At 66.2% G+C, this 14,163-nt stretch carries 12 protein-coding genes; 1 reads left to right on the top strand and 11 read right to left on the bottom strand.

The window, feature by feature from the left end; genetic code table 11:
* Positions 1 to 2: 2 nt before the first annotated feature.
* The 10 genes from trpE to J5M67_RS22555 all read right to left on the bottom strand — a co-directional run bounded on the left by trpE (position 3) and on the right by J5M67_RS22555 (position 12,198).
* Complete coding sequence (gene trpE / locus J5M67_RS22510; RefSeq protein WP_207887537.1) at positions 3 to 1,496, bottom strand: anthranilate synthase component I; 1,494 nt, start codon at positions 1,494 to 1,496, stop codon at positions 3 to 5.
* A gap of 128 nt (positions 1,497 to 1,624) precedes the next feature.
* Entirely contained in the window at positions 1,625 to 2,443 is an 819-nt protein-coding gene (locus J5M67_RS22515; RefSeq protein WP_207887538.1) for a phosphoglycolate phosphatase, read from the bottom strand.
* Positions 2,443 to 3,117, bottom strand: a complete 675-nt coding sequence (gene rpe, locus J5M67_RS22520) for a ribulose-phosphate 3-epimerase (protein WP_207887539.1) — start codon at positions 3,115 to 3,117, stop codon at positions 2,443 to 2,445. The genes J5M67_RS22515 and rpe overlap by 1 nt, the downstream gene beginning before the upstream one ends.
* A gap of 188 nt (positions 3,118 to 3,305) precedes the next feature.
* Positions 3,306 to 4,133 carry an ABC transporter permease gene (locus J5M67_RS22525; RefSeq protein WP_207887540.1) on the bottom strand — a complete coding sequence of 276 codons (828 nt, stop codon included), beginning with the start codon at positions 4,131 to 4,133 and terminating at the stop codon, positions 3,306 to 3,308.
* A gap of 13 nt (positions 4,134 to 4,146) precedes the next feature.
* Positions 4,147 to 5,397 carry an ABC transporter permease gene (locus J5M67_RS22530; protein WP_207887541.1) on the bottom strand — a complete coding sequence of 417 codons (1,251 nt, stop codon included), beginning with the start codon at positions 5,395 to 5,397 and terminating at the stop codon, positions 4,147 to 4,149.
* A gap of 128 nt (positions 5,398 to 5,525) precedes the next feature.
* On the bottom strand, positions 5,526 to 6,575 hold the full coding sequence (locus J5M67_RS22535; RefSeq protein WP_207887542.1) for an ABC transporter substrate-binding protein: 1,050 nt from the start codon (positions 6,573 to 6,575) through the stop codon (positions 5,526 to 5,528).
* A 73-nt stretch (positions 6,576 to 6,648) separates the two neighbouring features.
* Positions 6,649 to 7,758, bottom strand: coding sequence for an ABC transporter ATP-binding protein (locus J5M67_RS22540; protein WP_207887543.1), 1,110 nt, complete (start codon positions 7,756 to 7,758; stop codon positions 6,649 to 6,651).
* Between the two features lie 180 nt (positions 7,759 to 7,938).
* Positions 7,939 to 8,976, bottom strand: coding sequence for an ABC transporter substrate-binding protein (locus J5M67_RS22545; RefSeq protein ID WP_207887544.1), 1,038 nt, complete (start codon positions 8,974 to 8,976; stop codon positions 7,939 to 7,941).
* A gap of 157 nt (positions 8,977 to 9,133) precedes the next feature.
* Positions 9,134 to 9,769 carry a response regulator transcription factor gene (locus J5M67_RS22550; protein WP_207887545.1) on the bottom strand — a complete coding sequence of 212 codons (636 nt, stop codon included), beginning with the start codon at positions 9,767 to 9,769 and terminating at the stop codon, positions 9,134 to 9,136.
* A complete protein-coding gene (locus J5M67_RS22555; RefSeq protein ID WP_207887546.1) occupies positions 9,769 to 12,198 on the bottom strand; it encodes a transporter substrate-binding domain-containing protein in 2,430 nt (809 codons plus the stop codon). The genes J5M67_RS22550 and J5M67_RS22555 overlap by 1 nt, the downstream gene beginning before the upstream one ends.
* 153 nt (positions 12,199 to 12,351) lie before the next feature.
* On the opposite strand from J5M67_RS22555, the gene J5M67_RS22560 reads away from it, so the two are divergent.
* Positions 12,352 to 13,401, top strand: coding sequence for an alpha/beta hydrolase family protein (locus J5M67_RS22560; protein WP_207887547.1), 1,050 nt, complete (start codon positions 12,352 to 12,354; stop codon positions 13,399 to 13,401).
* Here J5M67_RS22560 and J5M67_RS22565 read toward each other — a convergent pair.
* Positions 13,398 to 14,162 (bottom strand): DnaJ domain-containing protein, encoded by a 765-nt coding sequence (locus J5M67_RS22565; RefSeq protein WP_207887584.1) that lies wholly within the window; start codon positions 14,160 to 14,162, stop codon positions 13,398 to 13,400. The genes J5M67_RS22560 and J5M67_RS22565 overlap by 4 nt on opposite strands.
* Position 14,163 lies beyond the last annotated feature (1 nt).

Here is a 14,163-nt window from a genome sequence, read left to right on the forward strand (position 1 = left end):
ACTCAATCGCGGCCATGCACCTTGGCGGTGTGCTCGGCCAGCGCCACAGCGCGGAACATCGCGCGGCGCTTGTTGATGGTTTCTTCCCACTCCGCCGCCGGCACCGAGTCGGCGACGATGCCGCCACCGGCCTGCACATGCAGTTCGCCGTTCTTGATCACTGCGGTGCGGATGGCGATGGCGGTGTCCATGTTGCCGTTCCAGGCCAGGTAACCCACGGCGCCGCCGTAGACGCCGCGCTTGACCGGTTCCAGCTCGTCGATGATTTCCATCGCGCGGATCTTCGGCGCGCCGGACAGGGTGCCGGCCGGCAGGATGGCGCGCAGGGCGTCCATTGCGCTCATGCCGTCCTTCAGCTGGCCGTTCACGTTGGAGACGATGTGCATGACGTTGGAGTAGCGCTCAATCACCATCTGCTCGGTGACCTTCACGCTGCCAGTCTGCGACACGCGGCCGACATCGTTGCGGCCCAGGTCAATGAGCATCAGGTGCTCGGCGATTTCCTTGGCGTCGGAGAGCAGGTCCTCTTCCAGCGCACGGTCGGCCTCTTCGGTGGCGCCACGCGGGCGAGTACCGGCGATGGGACGCACGGTGACTTCGCCGTCCTCGACGCGTACCAGCACCTCCGGCGAGCTGCCGACGACGTGGAAGTCGCCGAAGTTGAAGAAGTACATGTAGGGCGTCGGGTTGAAGCAGCGCAGCGCGCGGTACAGATCGATTGGCGCGGCGGCGAAGTCGATGGACATGCGCTGCGACGGCACCACCTGCATGCAGTCGCCTGCCAGTATGTATTCCTTAATGGTGCCGACGGCGCGCTCGTAGTCCTCGCGGGTGAAGCTGGCGCGGAACTGCGGTTCCGGGGCGTTCACCGCGCTGAAGTCCAGGCCGCGGCGCGGGGTGATCGGCTGGCGCAGGCGCTCGAGCAGTTCTTCCAGCTGGGCCAGGCCCTGGTCGTAGGCGTCGGCCTGGGCCGGGTCGGCAAGGACAATGGCGTGCATCTTGCCGGCGAGGTTGTCGAACACGACCACCGCGTCGGACACCATCAGCAGGATGTCGGGGTTGTTCAGCGGATCGGGGTTCGGGCACTGCGCCAGGCGCTGCTCGACGTAGCGCACGCAGTCATAGCCGAAGTAGCCGACCAGGCCGCCGTTGAAGCGCGGCAGACCGGCGATGGTCGGCACGCGGTAGCGCTCCTTGAACGCCTCGACGAAGGCCAGCGGGTCGGCGCATTCGAAGCTCTCGGTCTCGACGCCATCGACCTTGATGCTCGCCTGGTGGCCGTACACACGCAGCACGGTGCGGCTGGGCAGGCCGATGATGGAGTAGCGCCCCCACTTCTCACCGCCCTGCACGGATTCGAGCAGGTAGGTGTTGGGGCCATCGGCCAGCTTCAGGTAGATCGACAGCGGGGTGTCGAAGTCGGCCAGGGTTTCGCAGGTCAGCGGAATGCGGTTGTAGCCTTCGGCGGCCAGGCGCTGGAATTCTTCGCGGGTCATGATCAGCCTCGTAACAGGAGCCTGTTTCGCACAGTGCGGGTCTGCCGGCACACAGCGGGGATTCAACAGGCTCTGAGGGGGGAAACGGACTTGGGTGCACACACGCCGGACGAACCGGCCAAAGGATGTCAGGCGCGCCAGCGCCAGCGGGCCAGGGCCTTGATGACTTTCATCCAGAGTGTGTGGGGAGCCGTTTCCACGATGCTGTCTCGCTGGGCGGGAGTTGAGGCGGAGTCGGGCAACACTATCGCTTTGCCCGAATCGAAGCAAGGCAGCAGATGGCGCAGGTCGTCGAGCACCAGCGTTGGGGTTTCCTCGGCGATGGGGCGGCCATGGTTGTAGCCGTAGCTCAGGCCCACGCTGCGCACGCCGGCGGCCTTGGCGGCGAGGATGTCGTTGCGCGAGTCGCCGACGAACAGGGATTGCTCCGCCGACACGCCGGCCATTTTCATCACGAACAGCAGCGCGGCCGGGTCGGGCTTTTGCTGCGGCAGGGTGTCGCCGCCGATGATCCAGCGGAAGAACTTGCCCAGCTTCATCTCGTCCAGCAGCGGGCCGACGAAGCGCTCGGGCTTGTTGGTGATCAGCGCCAGTTCGACGCCGCGCTTCTTCAGCCACTTCAGGGTCTCGATGACGCCGGGGTAGACCACGGTCAACGCATGACTGTCGGCGTAGAAGTCCATGAACAGTTCGAGGGCGCGCTCGGTGTCTTCCTCGCTGACGTCAGCGTGTTCGATGTCACCCGCCAGAGCGCGGCGCACCAGCACCCGCGCGCCGTTGCCGACCCAGTGACGCACCGCGTCCAGGCCGGCCGGCTGGCGACCGAGCGCCAGGAGCATCTTGTCCACCGCCGCAGCGAGGTCGGGGACCGAATCCACCAGGGTGCCGTCCAGGTCGAACATCACCAGACGCGGCAGCCCGGCGAACGGCAGCTGTGCAGCACTCATCACTTGCGCGCCTGCGCCAGCTCAGCGTGCATGGCGCGGATGACCTCGGCGTAGTCCGGTGCGTTGAAGATGGCGGAACCGGCGACGAAGGTGTCGGCGCCCGCTTCGGCGATCTCGCGGATGTTCTTCACGTTCACCCCGCCGTCGATCTCCAGGCGGATGTCGCGGCCGGAGGCGTCGATCAGCGCGCGGGCTTCGCGCAGCTTGTCGAGGGTACCGGGGATGAACTTCTGCCCGCCGAAGCCGGGGTTGACGCTCATCAGCAGGACCATGTCGATCTTGTCCATCACGTACTTGAGGGCGTCCAGCGAGGTGGCCGGGTTGAACACCAGGCCGGCCTTGCAGCCGCCGTCCTTGATCAGTTGCAGGGAGCGGTCGATGTGCTGCGAGGCTTCCGGGTGGAAGGTGATGTAGGTGGCGCCGGCTTCGATGAAGTCGCCGATGATGCGGTCCACCGGGGAAACCATCAGGTGCACGTCGATGGGCGCGGTGACGCCGTACTTGCGCAGGGCCGTGCAGACCATCGGGCCAATGGTGACGTTCGGCACGTAGTGGTTGTCCATCACGTCGAAGTGGACGATGTCGGCGCCGGCAGCGAGCACCTTGTCCACATCCTCGCCCAGGCGGGCGAAGTCGGCGGAAAGGATCGACGGAGCGATGGCGTAGGGTTGCATGGCGCACCTCTGTGGGCGGGAATCACGGATGGCGCGCATTGTAGCCGCTCGGACGGCTAGAAGGGGATTGGACCGATAGTCGATGCTAAAAGTGCGGGAAAGGGGCAGAAAGTCAGGCAAAAAAATCGCGGATCGATCCCGCCGCCGTGGGTGAGCACGGTGACGGAACCGTCCGCGAATACTGTGGATCAGGCAGTCGGTGCGGTACGCATCTTCTCGCTGCGGCCGCGCAGCCACTCGAGGGTCAGCAGGAGCAGGACGGAGAAACCGATCAGCAGGGTCGCCGCGGCGGCGATGGTCGGGCTGAGGTTCTCGCGGATGCCGCTGAACATCTGGCGCGGCAGGGTGGCCTGCTCGGGGCCGGCAAGGAACAGGGTCACCACTACTTCATCGAAGGAGGTGGCGAAGGCGAACAGTGCGCCGGAGATCACCCCGGGGGCGATCAGCGGCAGGGTGACCTTGAAGAAGGTCAGCACCGGCGGCGCGCCCAGGCTGGCGGCGGCGCGCACCAGGTTGTGGTTGAAGCCCTGCAGGGTCGCCGACACGGTGATGATGACGAAGGGCACACCCAGCACCGCGTGGACGATGATCAGCGAGATGTAGCTGTTGCCCAGGCCCAGCGGGGCGAAGAACAGGTAGCTCGCCACACCGATGATCACCACCGGCACCACCATCGGTGAGATCACCAGGCTCATCACCAGGGCCTTGCCGCGGAACTCGCCACGGGTCAGACCGATGGAGGCCAGGGTACCGAAGACCATCGCCAGCACGGTGGCCGCCGGGGCGACGATCATGCTGTTGGTCAGCGAACGCATCCACTCGGCGGAGTTGAAGAAGTCGGCGTACCAGCGCAGGGAGAAACCCTGCAGCGGGTAGACCAGGAAGGTGCCGGAGTTGAACGACAGCGGCACGATCACCAGCACCGGCAGCACCAGGAACAGCAGCACCAGACCGCAGAGGATGCGCAGGGTATAGAACCACACACGCTCGACCGGGGACATGTAAGGACTCAGCATCTTCTTATTCTCCTCAGCCCAGACGCAGGCGGCTTGCGCCCACCAGCCAGCCGTAGATCACGTAGAGCACCAGGGTGGCGAACAGCAGCAGGCCGCCCAGGGCCGTGGCCATGCCCCAGTTGATGGTGGTGTTGGTGTAGAAGGCGACGAAGTAGCTGACCATCTGATCGTTCGGGCTGCCCAGCAGAGCCGGGGTGATGTAGTAGCCGATCGACAGGATGAACACCAGCAGGCAACCGGCGCCGACACCGGCCACGGTCTGCGGGAAGTAGACCTTCCAGAAGCTGGAGAACGGGTGACAGCCCAGCGAAATCGCGGCGCGCATGTAGCTGGGGGAAATGCCCTTCATCACGCTGTAGATCGGCAGGATCATGAACGGCAGCATGATGTGCACCATGGAGACGTACACGCCGGTGCGGTTGAACACCAGCTGCAGCGGCTGGTCGATCAGGCCCATCTTCAGCAGCGCGCCGTTGATCAGGCCACCCGACTGCAGCAGCACGATCCATGCGGCGACGCGCACCAGGATCGAGGTCCAGAACGGCAGCAGCACCAGGATCATCAGCAGGTTGGACTTGCGGGTCGGCAGGGTCGCCAGCAGGTAGGCCAGCGGATAGGCCAGCAGCAGGCAGATCACGGTGATCACCGCGCCCATCCAGAAGGTACGGGCGAAGATGTCCAGGTAGATCGACTGGTCGGGCGTGGCGCGGGCCAGCTCACCGAGGTCGTCGATGCGGTGATCGAGCGCCGCCAGCAGGTAATAGGGGGTGACGTGGCTGGCGTTGCGGCGGATCGCCTGCCAGTAGGCCGGGTCGCCCCAGCGCTCGTCGAGGCCTTCCATCGCGTCCTTGTACGACGCCGGCTGCTCCTTGAACGGCAGCGCGCGAGCAGTCTTGGACAGCAGGCTGCGGTAGCCGGCCAGCTCCATGTTCAGGCGCTTGGAGAGGTCGCCGAGGGTCTGGTTCTTGCGCGCGGCGACCAGGTCTTCGCTCAGCGCCTTGTACACCGCATCCGAGGGCAGCGACTTGCCGTCCCATTCGGAAATGGCGTTGACGGTCAACGGCATCGCGCCGACAACCTCGGGGTTGTTCACGCTCTTGTAGAGCAGCGCCGCGATGGGCACCAGGAAGGTCAGCAGGAGGAAGACCAGCAGCGGCAGGATCAGTGCCTGGGACTTCAGACGGTTCATCCGCTCCGCACGCGCCAGGCGCTGCTTGAGGGTGGTGGTGCCGGCGACCTCGTTCAAGGACACTGCGGTGGCCATAGCGAACTCCGGTAAAACAGGCCGCCCGGGAGCGGCCAAGGTGTGGTGTCAGGAGGAGCCGCCGCGAGGGGGAGCGGCGGTTCCGGTCCGCCGCGGTCCGGGTGGCCGCGGCGGTTTGGCACTGCTACTTATTTAGCGGCCCAGGCGTTGAAGCGCTGCTCCAGCTGCTCGCCGTAGTCAGCCCAGAAGGTCACGTCCATGCCCACCTGGCCCTGCATGTTTTCCGGGGTGGTCGGCATGTTGTGCAGCAGATCCTTGCTCAGCAACGGCACGGCGTTCTTGTTCACCGGACCGTAGGCGATGTTCTCGGCGTAGGTCTTCTGCTGCTCGGGCTTGACCGAGAAGGCGATGAACTTGAGGCTTTCCTCGACCTTCTTGGCGCCTTTCGGGATGGCCCAGGCGTCGAAGTCGTAGATGCCGCCGTTCCAGACGATCTTCAGGTTGCTCTCCTTCTGCACGGCGGCGATGCGGCCGTTGTAGGCGGAGCTCATGACCACGTCGCCGGAGGCGAGGTACTGCGGCGGCTGGGCGCCGGCTTCCCACCACTGGATGCTCGGCTTGATCTCGTCGAGTTTCTTGAAGGCGCGGTCCTGGCCTTCCTTGGTGGCCAGCACCTTGTAGACGTCCTTGGGCGCGACGCCGTCGGCCATCAGGGCGAATTCCAGGGTGTACTTGGCCCCCTTGCGCAGGCCGCGCTTGCCCGGGAATTTCTTGGTGTCCCAGAAATCGGCCCAGCTGGTCGGTGCAGTCTTCAGTTTGTCGGCGTTGTAGGCCAGGACGGTGGACCACACGAAGAAGCCAACGCCGCAGTTGCTCACGGCACCCGGAACGTAGTCGTCGGCCTTGCCGAGGATGGCCGGGTCGATGGTTTCGAACAGGCCTTCGTCACAGCCACGGGCCAGTTCGGGCGACTCGACTTCCACCAAGTCCCAGGAGACGCTGTTGGTGTCGACCATGGCCTTCACCTTGGCCATCTCGCCGTTGTATTCGCCGGCCACGATCTTGTCGCCGGTGGACTTCTGGTAGGGCTCGTAGAACGCCTTCACCTGGGCGTTCTTGTTGGCGCCGCCGAAGGACACCACGGTCAGGTCGGTGGCGGCCATGGACTGGGCCGCGCAGGCCAGGCCGACGCTCAGTGCCGCGAGTTTCAGGCCCGATGCTTTCAGGGACTTCGACATTATTGTTCTCTCCACAGTGTGCAGGTTTGTTTTTCTTGGATGCATCAGGCCCGGGAGTGGCCGGGCCTTGGTGTCACGCCGCCGGCAGCGGATCGAGCGCGCGGACGTGCTCGACGGCCCAGCCCAGCGGTACTACGTCGCCAACGCCCAGTGCCGGGTCGAGCTCGGCGATCGGCTGCTTGACGAAGAAATCGGTACGGCCACACACCTCCAGACGGATGCGCACGTGGTCGCCCAGGTAGATGAACTCGGCGACGCGGCCGGAGAAACGGTTCGCGCAGTTTTCGCTGTGGCCGTTCAGGCGCACGCGCTCGGGCCGGATCGACAGGCTGACGGTGTCGCCGACGTTGCCGACATTGACCGCCAGGGCCTCGACCTTCTCGCCACGAGCCAGGGCCACGGTGCAGCGGTCGCCATTGCGCGCCTGCAGCTGGCCGGCGATGCGGTTGTTCTCGCCGATGAAGTTGGCCACGAAGGAGTTGCGCGGGTGCTCGTAGAGCTCGGCCGGCGGGGCGATCTGCTGGATCTCGCCCTGGTGGAACACGGCCACGCGGTCGGACATGGTCAGCGCCTCGCCCTGGTCGTGGGTCACGTAGACCACGGTCACGCCCAGGCGCTGGTGGATGTGCTTGATCTCCATCTGCATGTGCTCGCGCAGCTGCTTGTCGAGCGCACCCAGGGGTTCGTCCATCAGCACCAGCTGCGGCTCGAAGACCAGCGCGCGGGCCAGGGCCACGCGCTGCTGCTGGCCACCGGAGAGCTGGGCGGGATAGCGACCGGCGAAGCTGTCGAGCTGGACCATCGACAGGGCGCGCTTCACGCGCTCGGTGACGTCGGTCTTGCTCATGCCGCGCACGGACAGCGGGAAGGCCAGGTTCTCGGCCACCGTCATGTGCGGGAACAGGGCATAGTTCTGGAACACCATGCCGATGTCGCGCTTGTGTGGGGGGACGTTGTTGATGGCGCGGCCGGCGAGCTGGATTTCACCGGCAGTGGGGGTTTCGAAACCGGCCAGCATCATCAGGCTGGTGGTCTTGCCGGAACCGGACGGCCCCAGCAGCGTCAGGAATTCGCCTTTGCGAATGTCCAGATTGAGGTCCTTCACGATGAGGGATTCGCCGTCGTAGCTCTTCTGCACACCACGGAAGCTCACCAGCACATCGTTTGCCTGATTCTCGGCCATAACCGCACCTTTGTTTTTTTGTAAATGCCGTTGATCTCAAGCCTAGAGAAGCTGGACCTGCGCGCAAATCGGGCGGTATGAGAGATTGCTATAAGGCTTAGAGAGGATGCTTTGTAGGGCGATCCCTACAAAGCATGGGGACATGAGTTGCCGGCCGGACGTGGGCCGGCAACTGCTCCGTCAGCGCTTGGCCCAGGCCTGGAAGCGCTTCTCCAGGGCATCGCCGTGCTCGGCCCAGAACGCCACGTTCATGCCCACGGCATTGGCGATGTTCTGCGGCGCGGTGGGCAGGTTGGCGGCGACGTCCGGCGCCAGCAGTTCCACCGCCTTGCGGTTGGTCGGGCCGTAGGCGATGTTCTCGGCGAAGGCTTTCTGCTGCGGCGGCTGGCTGGCGAAGTGAACGAACTGCTCGGCCAGTTCCTTCTTGAACACGCCCGAAGGCAGCGCCCAGAAGTCGAAATCGTAGATGCCGCCGGCCCAGACCATGCGGAAGCCTTTCTGCTCGGCCTGCGCGGCGGCGATCCGACCGTTGTAGGCGGAGCTCATCACCACCGTGCCGTCGGCCAGATCGCGTACCGGGTCCTGGCCGGACTTCCACCAGTTGATGTTCGGCTTGAGTTCGTCGAGCTTGCGGAAGGCACGGTCGACGCCCTCCTCGGTGGCCAGCACCTTGTAGACGTCCTTGGGCGCGACGCCGTCGGCCATCAGGGCGAATTCCAGGCTGTATTTGGCGCCCCAGCGCAGGCCGCGCTTGCCGGGATATTTCTTCACGTCCCAGAAGTCCGCCCAACTGGTCGGAGTGCCTTGCAGCTTGTTCTGGTTGTAGGCCAGCAGGGTGGTCCAGACGAAGATGCCGACGCCGCAGGGCTGCACCGCGCCGGGGACGAAGTCGGCGGCGTTGCCGACCGTCTTGGCGTCGAGCTTCATGAACAGCCCTTCCTCGCAGCCGCGGGCGAGTTCGGGCGCCTCGACTTCCACCACGTCCCAGGACACATGGCTGATCTCCACCATGCGCTTGAGCTTGGCCAGGTCGCCGTTGTAGGAGCCGTGCACGACCGCATTGTCGGTGGCCGTCTTGAAAGGTTTGTAGAAGGCCGCTTCCTGGGCTTCCTTGTTGGCGCCGCCAAAGGAAATCACCGTGACATAGTCCGCCAGCGCCGGCAGCGCGACGCTCCCCAGCAGGCCGAACAGCAGCCCTCCCCTTACCGCTCGCAACATCGTCTTCTCCTTATTCTCACGACGTACCGCATGAAGCGGGCAATCATTCCCTGCCTCACGCCCGCTAGATAGACGGCTTCTTACAGAAATCGGACACGTCGCACAGAGTGAAGGGAAAATTCAGCAAGCAAGCTGCTACAGATCAAACAGGGCCGGCTCAGAGGAGCTTGTGCTCCATGGCGTAGCGCACCAGGTCCGCCACCGAGTTGGCGTTGAGCTTCTGCATCAGCCGCGCCTTGTGGGTGCTGATGGTCTTGCTGCTGACGGCCAGTTGCTGGGCGATCTCGTTGACGCCCTCACCCTGCACCAGGCGCTCGAACACCGAGAACTCGCGTTCGGAGAGCAGCGCATGGGGCGGCCGCGAGTCGGTCAGGCCGACCTCGAAGACCATGCGGTCGGCCAGGTCGGGATCGATGTAACGGCCGCCGCTGGCGATCTTACGGATCGCGGTGAGCAGCAGCGCCGGATCGCTGTCCTTGGTGGCGTAGCCGGCGGCGCCGGCCTTCAGCGCACGGGCGACCATCTGCACCTCGTCGTGCATCGACAGCATCAGGATCGCCGGCGGATTGTTCAGCGCGCGGATGCGCGGGATGGCTTCCAGGCCGTTGACGCCGGGCATGGAGATGTCCAGCAGGACCACTTCGCAGGGCGTCTGGCGCAGGGTTTCGAGCAGCTGTTCGCCGTTGGTGGCCTCGCCCACCACCTGCAGGTCCTTGGCCATGCCGATCAGTTGCTTGATGCCCTCGCGCACGATCGTATGGTCTTCCGCCACCAGCACTCGAATCACCGCCATCACTCCTGCTCGTCGTCATTGTCGTTATCGTTGTCCAGTGGCACCCGGATCCACAGCGTGGTGCCCTCCCCGGGCTGGCTGTCGATCTGCAGCGTGCCGCCGAACATCAGCACCCGCTCGCGCATGCCCACCAGGCCGAAGGATACGCCCTGGCGCGCGGCGCCCGGGTCGAAGCCCACGCCATCGTCCTCGATGCGCAGGCACAGTTCGTCGCCCTCGACGTCCAGTTGCAGCTCCACAGTATGCGCCTGGGCATGGCGCATGACATTGGTCAGCGCCTCCTGGAGGATGCGGAACAGGCCGATGGCCTTGGCATCCGACAGCGCCGGCGGATTCTCCGGCACCTGCACCAGGCAGGGTATCTGCGTGCGCGCCTCGAAGCGCCGCGCCTGCCATTCCACCGCCGAGCCGATGCCGGCATCGAGGATCGGCGGACGCAGCGCGGTGGCCACGTCGCGCACCAGCTGGAACAGCTGGGCGATCAGGCGCTTCATGTTATCCAGGCGCTCGCGCAGACCGCCGTCCAGCTCGCCATAGGCCAGTTCGCACATGGAGGTTTCCAGCTTGAGCACGGTGAGCACCTGGCCCAGTTCATCGTGCACTTCACGGGCGATCCGCGCCTTCTCCTCCTCCCGCACGCTCTCCAGGTGGGCGGACAATTCGCGCAGCTGCGCGCGGGACTCGCCCAGCTCCAGCTCGATCTGCTTGTTCTCGGTGATATCCCAGACCACGCCATCCCAGGCCAGTCGACCGTCGTCGAGGGTCCGCACGGTGGCCTTGATGTCCACCCAGCGCGGCTCATGGCTGCGGGTCAGGATGCGTCCCTGCCAGCGCCAGTTGCTGCCGCTTTCCACCGCCTGCAACTGGCTGGCGAGATAGCTCTCGCGCTCGGACGGCACCACCAGCCCCATGATCCCCAGCCCGCTCTCGCGCAGGTAGCCGGGGGCGTAACCGAGCGAGGTCTCGCTGCCGCCGGTGATGAAGCTGATGTAGGCAAAATCGGAGTCGTCGTCCGGCGCGTTGGGTTCCAGGCGGAACACCAGCCCCGGCACGTTGGCGGCGATGCCCTGCAGGCGCGCCTCGCTTTCCTCGAGGGCGGCGCGGGCACGGCGGCGCTCGGTAACATCGTTGAGGAAGACCAGCAGGTATTCGGAATCGCCGAAACGCAGGAAGCTCAGCGAGACGTCCGCCGGCAGCCACTGGCCGTCGGCGCGCAGGCACTGGGTCTCGAAGCTCAGCGGCGCCTCGTCGGCATTGCGCGCGCGGCGCCAGAGGTTGAGCCAGCGGTCCATGTTCAGCGTCGGCTCGAAGTCCGCCAGCGGCCGATCCACCACGGCGCCCGGCGCATAGCCGAGCAACTCCTCGGCGGCGCGGTTGGCGTAACGGACGTGGCTGTCCCAGTTGACCCAGAGAATGCCCACGGTGCTGCTGTCGATGGCGAACTGGGTCAGGCGCAGCGCCTGTTCGGCCGCCTGGCGCAATTCGATATCGCGCCGTGCGGCGACCAGGCGCGACTCCAGCGCCCGCTGCTGGCGGCGCTGCAACAGCAATGCGCCGATGGCGAAGAGCAGCAGCAGGCCGAGCAGGATGCAGAGGTTCTGCCAGAAGCCCGGCGAGGAGCCCAGTCGTGGATAGGTGGGCTGCAACCAGCGTTCGTGGAGCTGATCCAGGTCCTTGGCCGGCACCGCGCGCAGAGCGGTGTCGATGATCGATGCCAGCTCCGGCAGGTCGCGCCTTGTGGCCACGCGCAGCAGTTGCGGATAGCCGATATCGGCCACCACCGAAAGGCCGGTGAACTCGGTCTCGCGGGTCAGGCGCGCCAGCTGCGCCTCATCGATCACCGCATAGCTGGCCTCGCGACCGAGCACCTTGCGCAACGCTTCGCGGTCGCTGTCGACCACTTGCAGCGTGAGGCCCGAGTAGGTGCCGCGCAGATAATCCACCACCGGCCCCGGCCCGCGCACCGCAACGGATTCACCCTCTTCGAGCGACTCCAACTCCACCGAGGCACCACCGAGCCTGTCGCTCACCACCAGACGCGGCACGCGCAGATAGGGGTCGGAGAACAGCCAGTCGCGCAGCGCCGCCGGCGTCTGGCCGATGCCGGGCGCCAGGTCGATCCCCCCGGCGCGCACCGCCCGCTCCAGCGCCGCCAGGTCCGTATAGGTGCGCCATTGCAGGGTCACGCCCATGGACTTGGCCAGCCATTCCAGCAACTCGACATTGGCCCCGGACAGCTGTTGCAGGCGCCGGTCCTGTTGCACGTAGGGCGCCTCCAGCAGCGTCCCGACGCGCAGTTGCGGGTGCCCGGCAAGCCAGGCGCGCTGGCTATCGTCGAGCGCCAGAGGCGGCGCTGCGGTCTCCGCCGCAGCCAGCAACGGCTGGCAACACAACCAGAGCAGACAGGCTTTCCAGAACAGACGACTCATGCCGACAACACCCCAGAGTTCGATCGCGCCACTAAACGGCCGGCATACCTTACAGCAACCCCAGTGGAACCCGGCATGGCCTGCGCCTGACAAACCTAATAACAGCCGCTAGGCTGGCCGCACTCGCGCCCGCCCTGGACATGGATATCGCCGATGCCGCACCTGCCCCGCCCTACTCTGCTCGCCCTTTGCCTGTCGCTCGGCCTGTCGCCGGCCTGGGCGACAGAGTCCAAGCCCGCCGCCGAGGACAAACCGGCAAGCGCGCCAATGGCCAGGCCGCAGGTCAGCGAACGCAGCCAGGACGATGCCAGCGGCCTGCAACGGCAATTGCCGGAGCGTGAGCGGCAGATGCTGCAAGCGGGCGAGGAAAGCTTCCTCGCGCTCTGGCTGCCTGCCAACACCGCAGAAGCTGAAGGCGTGGTGATCCTGATCCCCGGCGATGGCGAAAGCGCCGACTGGCCAGTGGCGATCGGCCCGCTACGACGCAAGCTGCCCGACGCCGGCTGGCAAAGCCTCAGCGTGACCCTGCCCGATCCACAGAGCACCGCTCCAGTGCCACGCCCGTCCGAATCGGCGGACAAGGCCAGCGCGGATACCGACGCCAGCGCCGCCGACAGCGCCAGCAAACCGGAAGTGACCGGCAGCGCGGGCAACGCCACGCCGACACCGGAAAGCACCGGCGAAGCCGGCAGCGCCGAACCGGCACAGGCCAATCCGGCGGAAGCCGCGCCCACCCCGACCGACCCGGTGGCGCTGCGCAAGGCCCACGCCGAGCGGGTACTGGCGCGCATCCAGGCGGCGGTGGAACTGGCTGAGCAGCACAAGCCCAGGACCATCGTCCTGCTCGGGCACGGCACCGGCGCCTACTGGGCAACCCGTTACCTGGGCGAGCGTACGCCCGCCGATATCAGGAACCTGCTGCTGGTGGCGCCCGAGATGCCCCGCGACTTCCTGCCTTCGCTGGACGAAACGGTGCCCCTGCTCAGCGTCGCCACCGGCGACTTCTACTACAAGGACAAGGCCGCCGACCGCACAGCGGCGCAGCAGCGCCTGCAGGCGAGCAAGCGGCAGAAGTCACCCAACTACATCCAGATCGGCATGAACGCCCTGCCCGCCGACCTTGCGACCGAGCAGGAACAACTCTACCGCCGCATTCGCGGCTGGTTGTCGATGCACCTGGAGCCGGTCGGCCAACCCGATTAACGGAAGCCGCGCCGCTGCCGGACCAGCAGGTAAGCCGCCTGGATCTCGCGGGTCTTTTCGGTGGCGGCGGCAATACGTTCCGGGCTGGCACCCAGGCCTTCGAGCTTGTCCGGATGGTTCTGGCTGACCAGCTTGCGGTAAGCACGCTTGATCTCTTCCGGCTCGCTGTCCACCGTCACGCCCAGCAGACGCAGTGCCTGGGTATAGGACTCGCGCGGCGTGACCGCCGGCTTCGCCCGCTCCGCACCGGCGGCCAGGGCCTGGATACGGGCACGCGGAACGCCGAGCCAGTCACCCCATTGCAGGATCAGGTGCTTCTCCGCCGACCCCGGCGCACCGGCCGCCCAGGCCATGCGCCAGCAGGCCAGCAGCAGACCTTCCGCCGTCGCCTCATGACCACGGCGCTGGCGCAGGCCGATCTCCAGCAATTCGCCGCCACTCTTGCCCCGCCCGAAGGCCTCGATGGCCTGACGGCGCGCGCTATCGTCCAGTTGCAGGCGCAGCATTTCCGCCCGCGCCTGCTGGATATGCGCGTCGTGCACGCGGCCCCGGCTCTTGGCCAGGCGGCCGAGCAGGAGGAACAGCAGCTCGCGGTCACCGACCTGCGGGCCGCCGCGCAACTGTTCCAGCAGCCCGCGCCACGAGCGCACCTTCAGGCGACGGTCGAGCACCTGGCCGAGCAGCCCACCGAGCAGGGCTCCGGGAATGCTCGCCAGCGCCCAGCCGGCGATCAGCCCCAGCAATGTGCCCGGCCAGAACACC

This window comes from Pseudomonas sp. 30_B, from assembly GCF_017491605.1.
Lineage (GTDB): Bacteria > Pseudomonadota > Gammaproteobacteria > Pseudomonadales > Pseudomonadaceae > Pseudomonas.

Bases quoted from the DNA above. Each gene is read 5' to 3' on its own strand.
- trpE (WP_207887537.1), bottom strand. From the start codon at position 1,496: ATGACCCGCGAAGAATTCCAGCGCCTGGCCGCCGAAGGCTACAACCGC.
- J5M67_RS22515 (WP_207887538.1), bottom strand. From the start codon at position 2,443: ATGAGTGCTGCACAGCTGCCGTTCGCCGGGCTGCCGCGTCTGGTGATG.
- rpe (WP_207887539.1), bottom strand. From the start codon at position 3,117: ATGCAACCCTACGCCATCGCTCCGTCGATCCTTTCCGCCGACTTCGCC.
- J5M67_RS22525 (WP_207887540.1), bottom strand. From the start codon at position 4,133: ATGCTGAGTCCTTACATGTCCCCGGTCGAGCGTGTGTGGTTCTATACC.
- J5M67_RS22530 (WP_207887541.1), bottom strand. From the start codon at position 5,397: ATGGCCACCGCAGTGTCCTTGAACGAGGTCGCCGGCACCACCACCCTC.
- J5M67_RS22535 (WP_207887542.1), bottom strand. From the start codon at position 6,575: ATGTCGAAGTCCCTGAAAGCATCGGGCCTGAAACTCGCGGCACTGAGC.
- J5M67_RS22540 (WP_207887543.1), bottom strand. From the start codon at position 7,758: ATGGCCGAGAATCAGGCAAACGATGTGCTGGTGAGCTTCCGTGGTGTG.
- J5M67_RS22545 (WP_207887544.1), bottom strand. From the start codon at position 8,976: ATGTTGCGAGCGGTAAGGGGAGGGCTGCTGTTCGGCCTGCTGGGGAGC.
- J5M67_RS22550 (WP_207887545.1), bottom strand. From the start codon at position 9,769: ATGGCGGTGATTCGAGTGCTGGTGGCGGAAGACCATACGATCGTGCGC.
- J5M67_RS22555 (WP_207887546.1), bottom strand. From the start codon at position 12,198: ATGAGTCGTCTGTTCTGGAAAGCCTGTCTGCTCTGGTTGTGTTGCCAG.
- J5M67_RS22560 (WP_207887547.1), top strand. From the start codon at position 12,352: ATGCCGCACCTGCCCCGCCCTACTCTGCTCGCCCTTTGCCTGTCGCTC.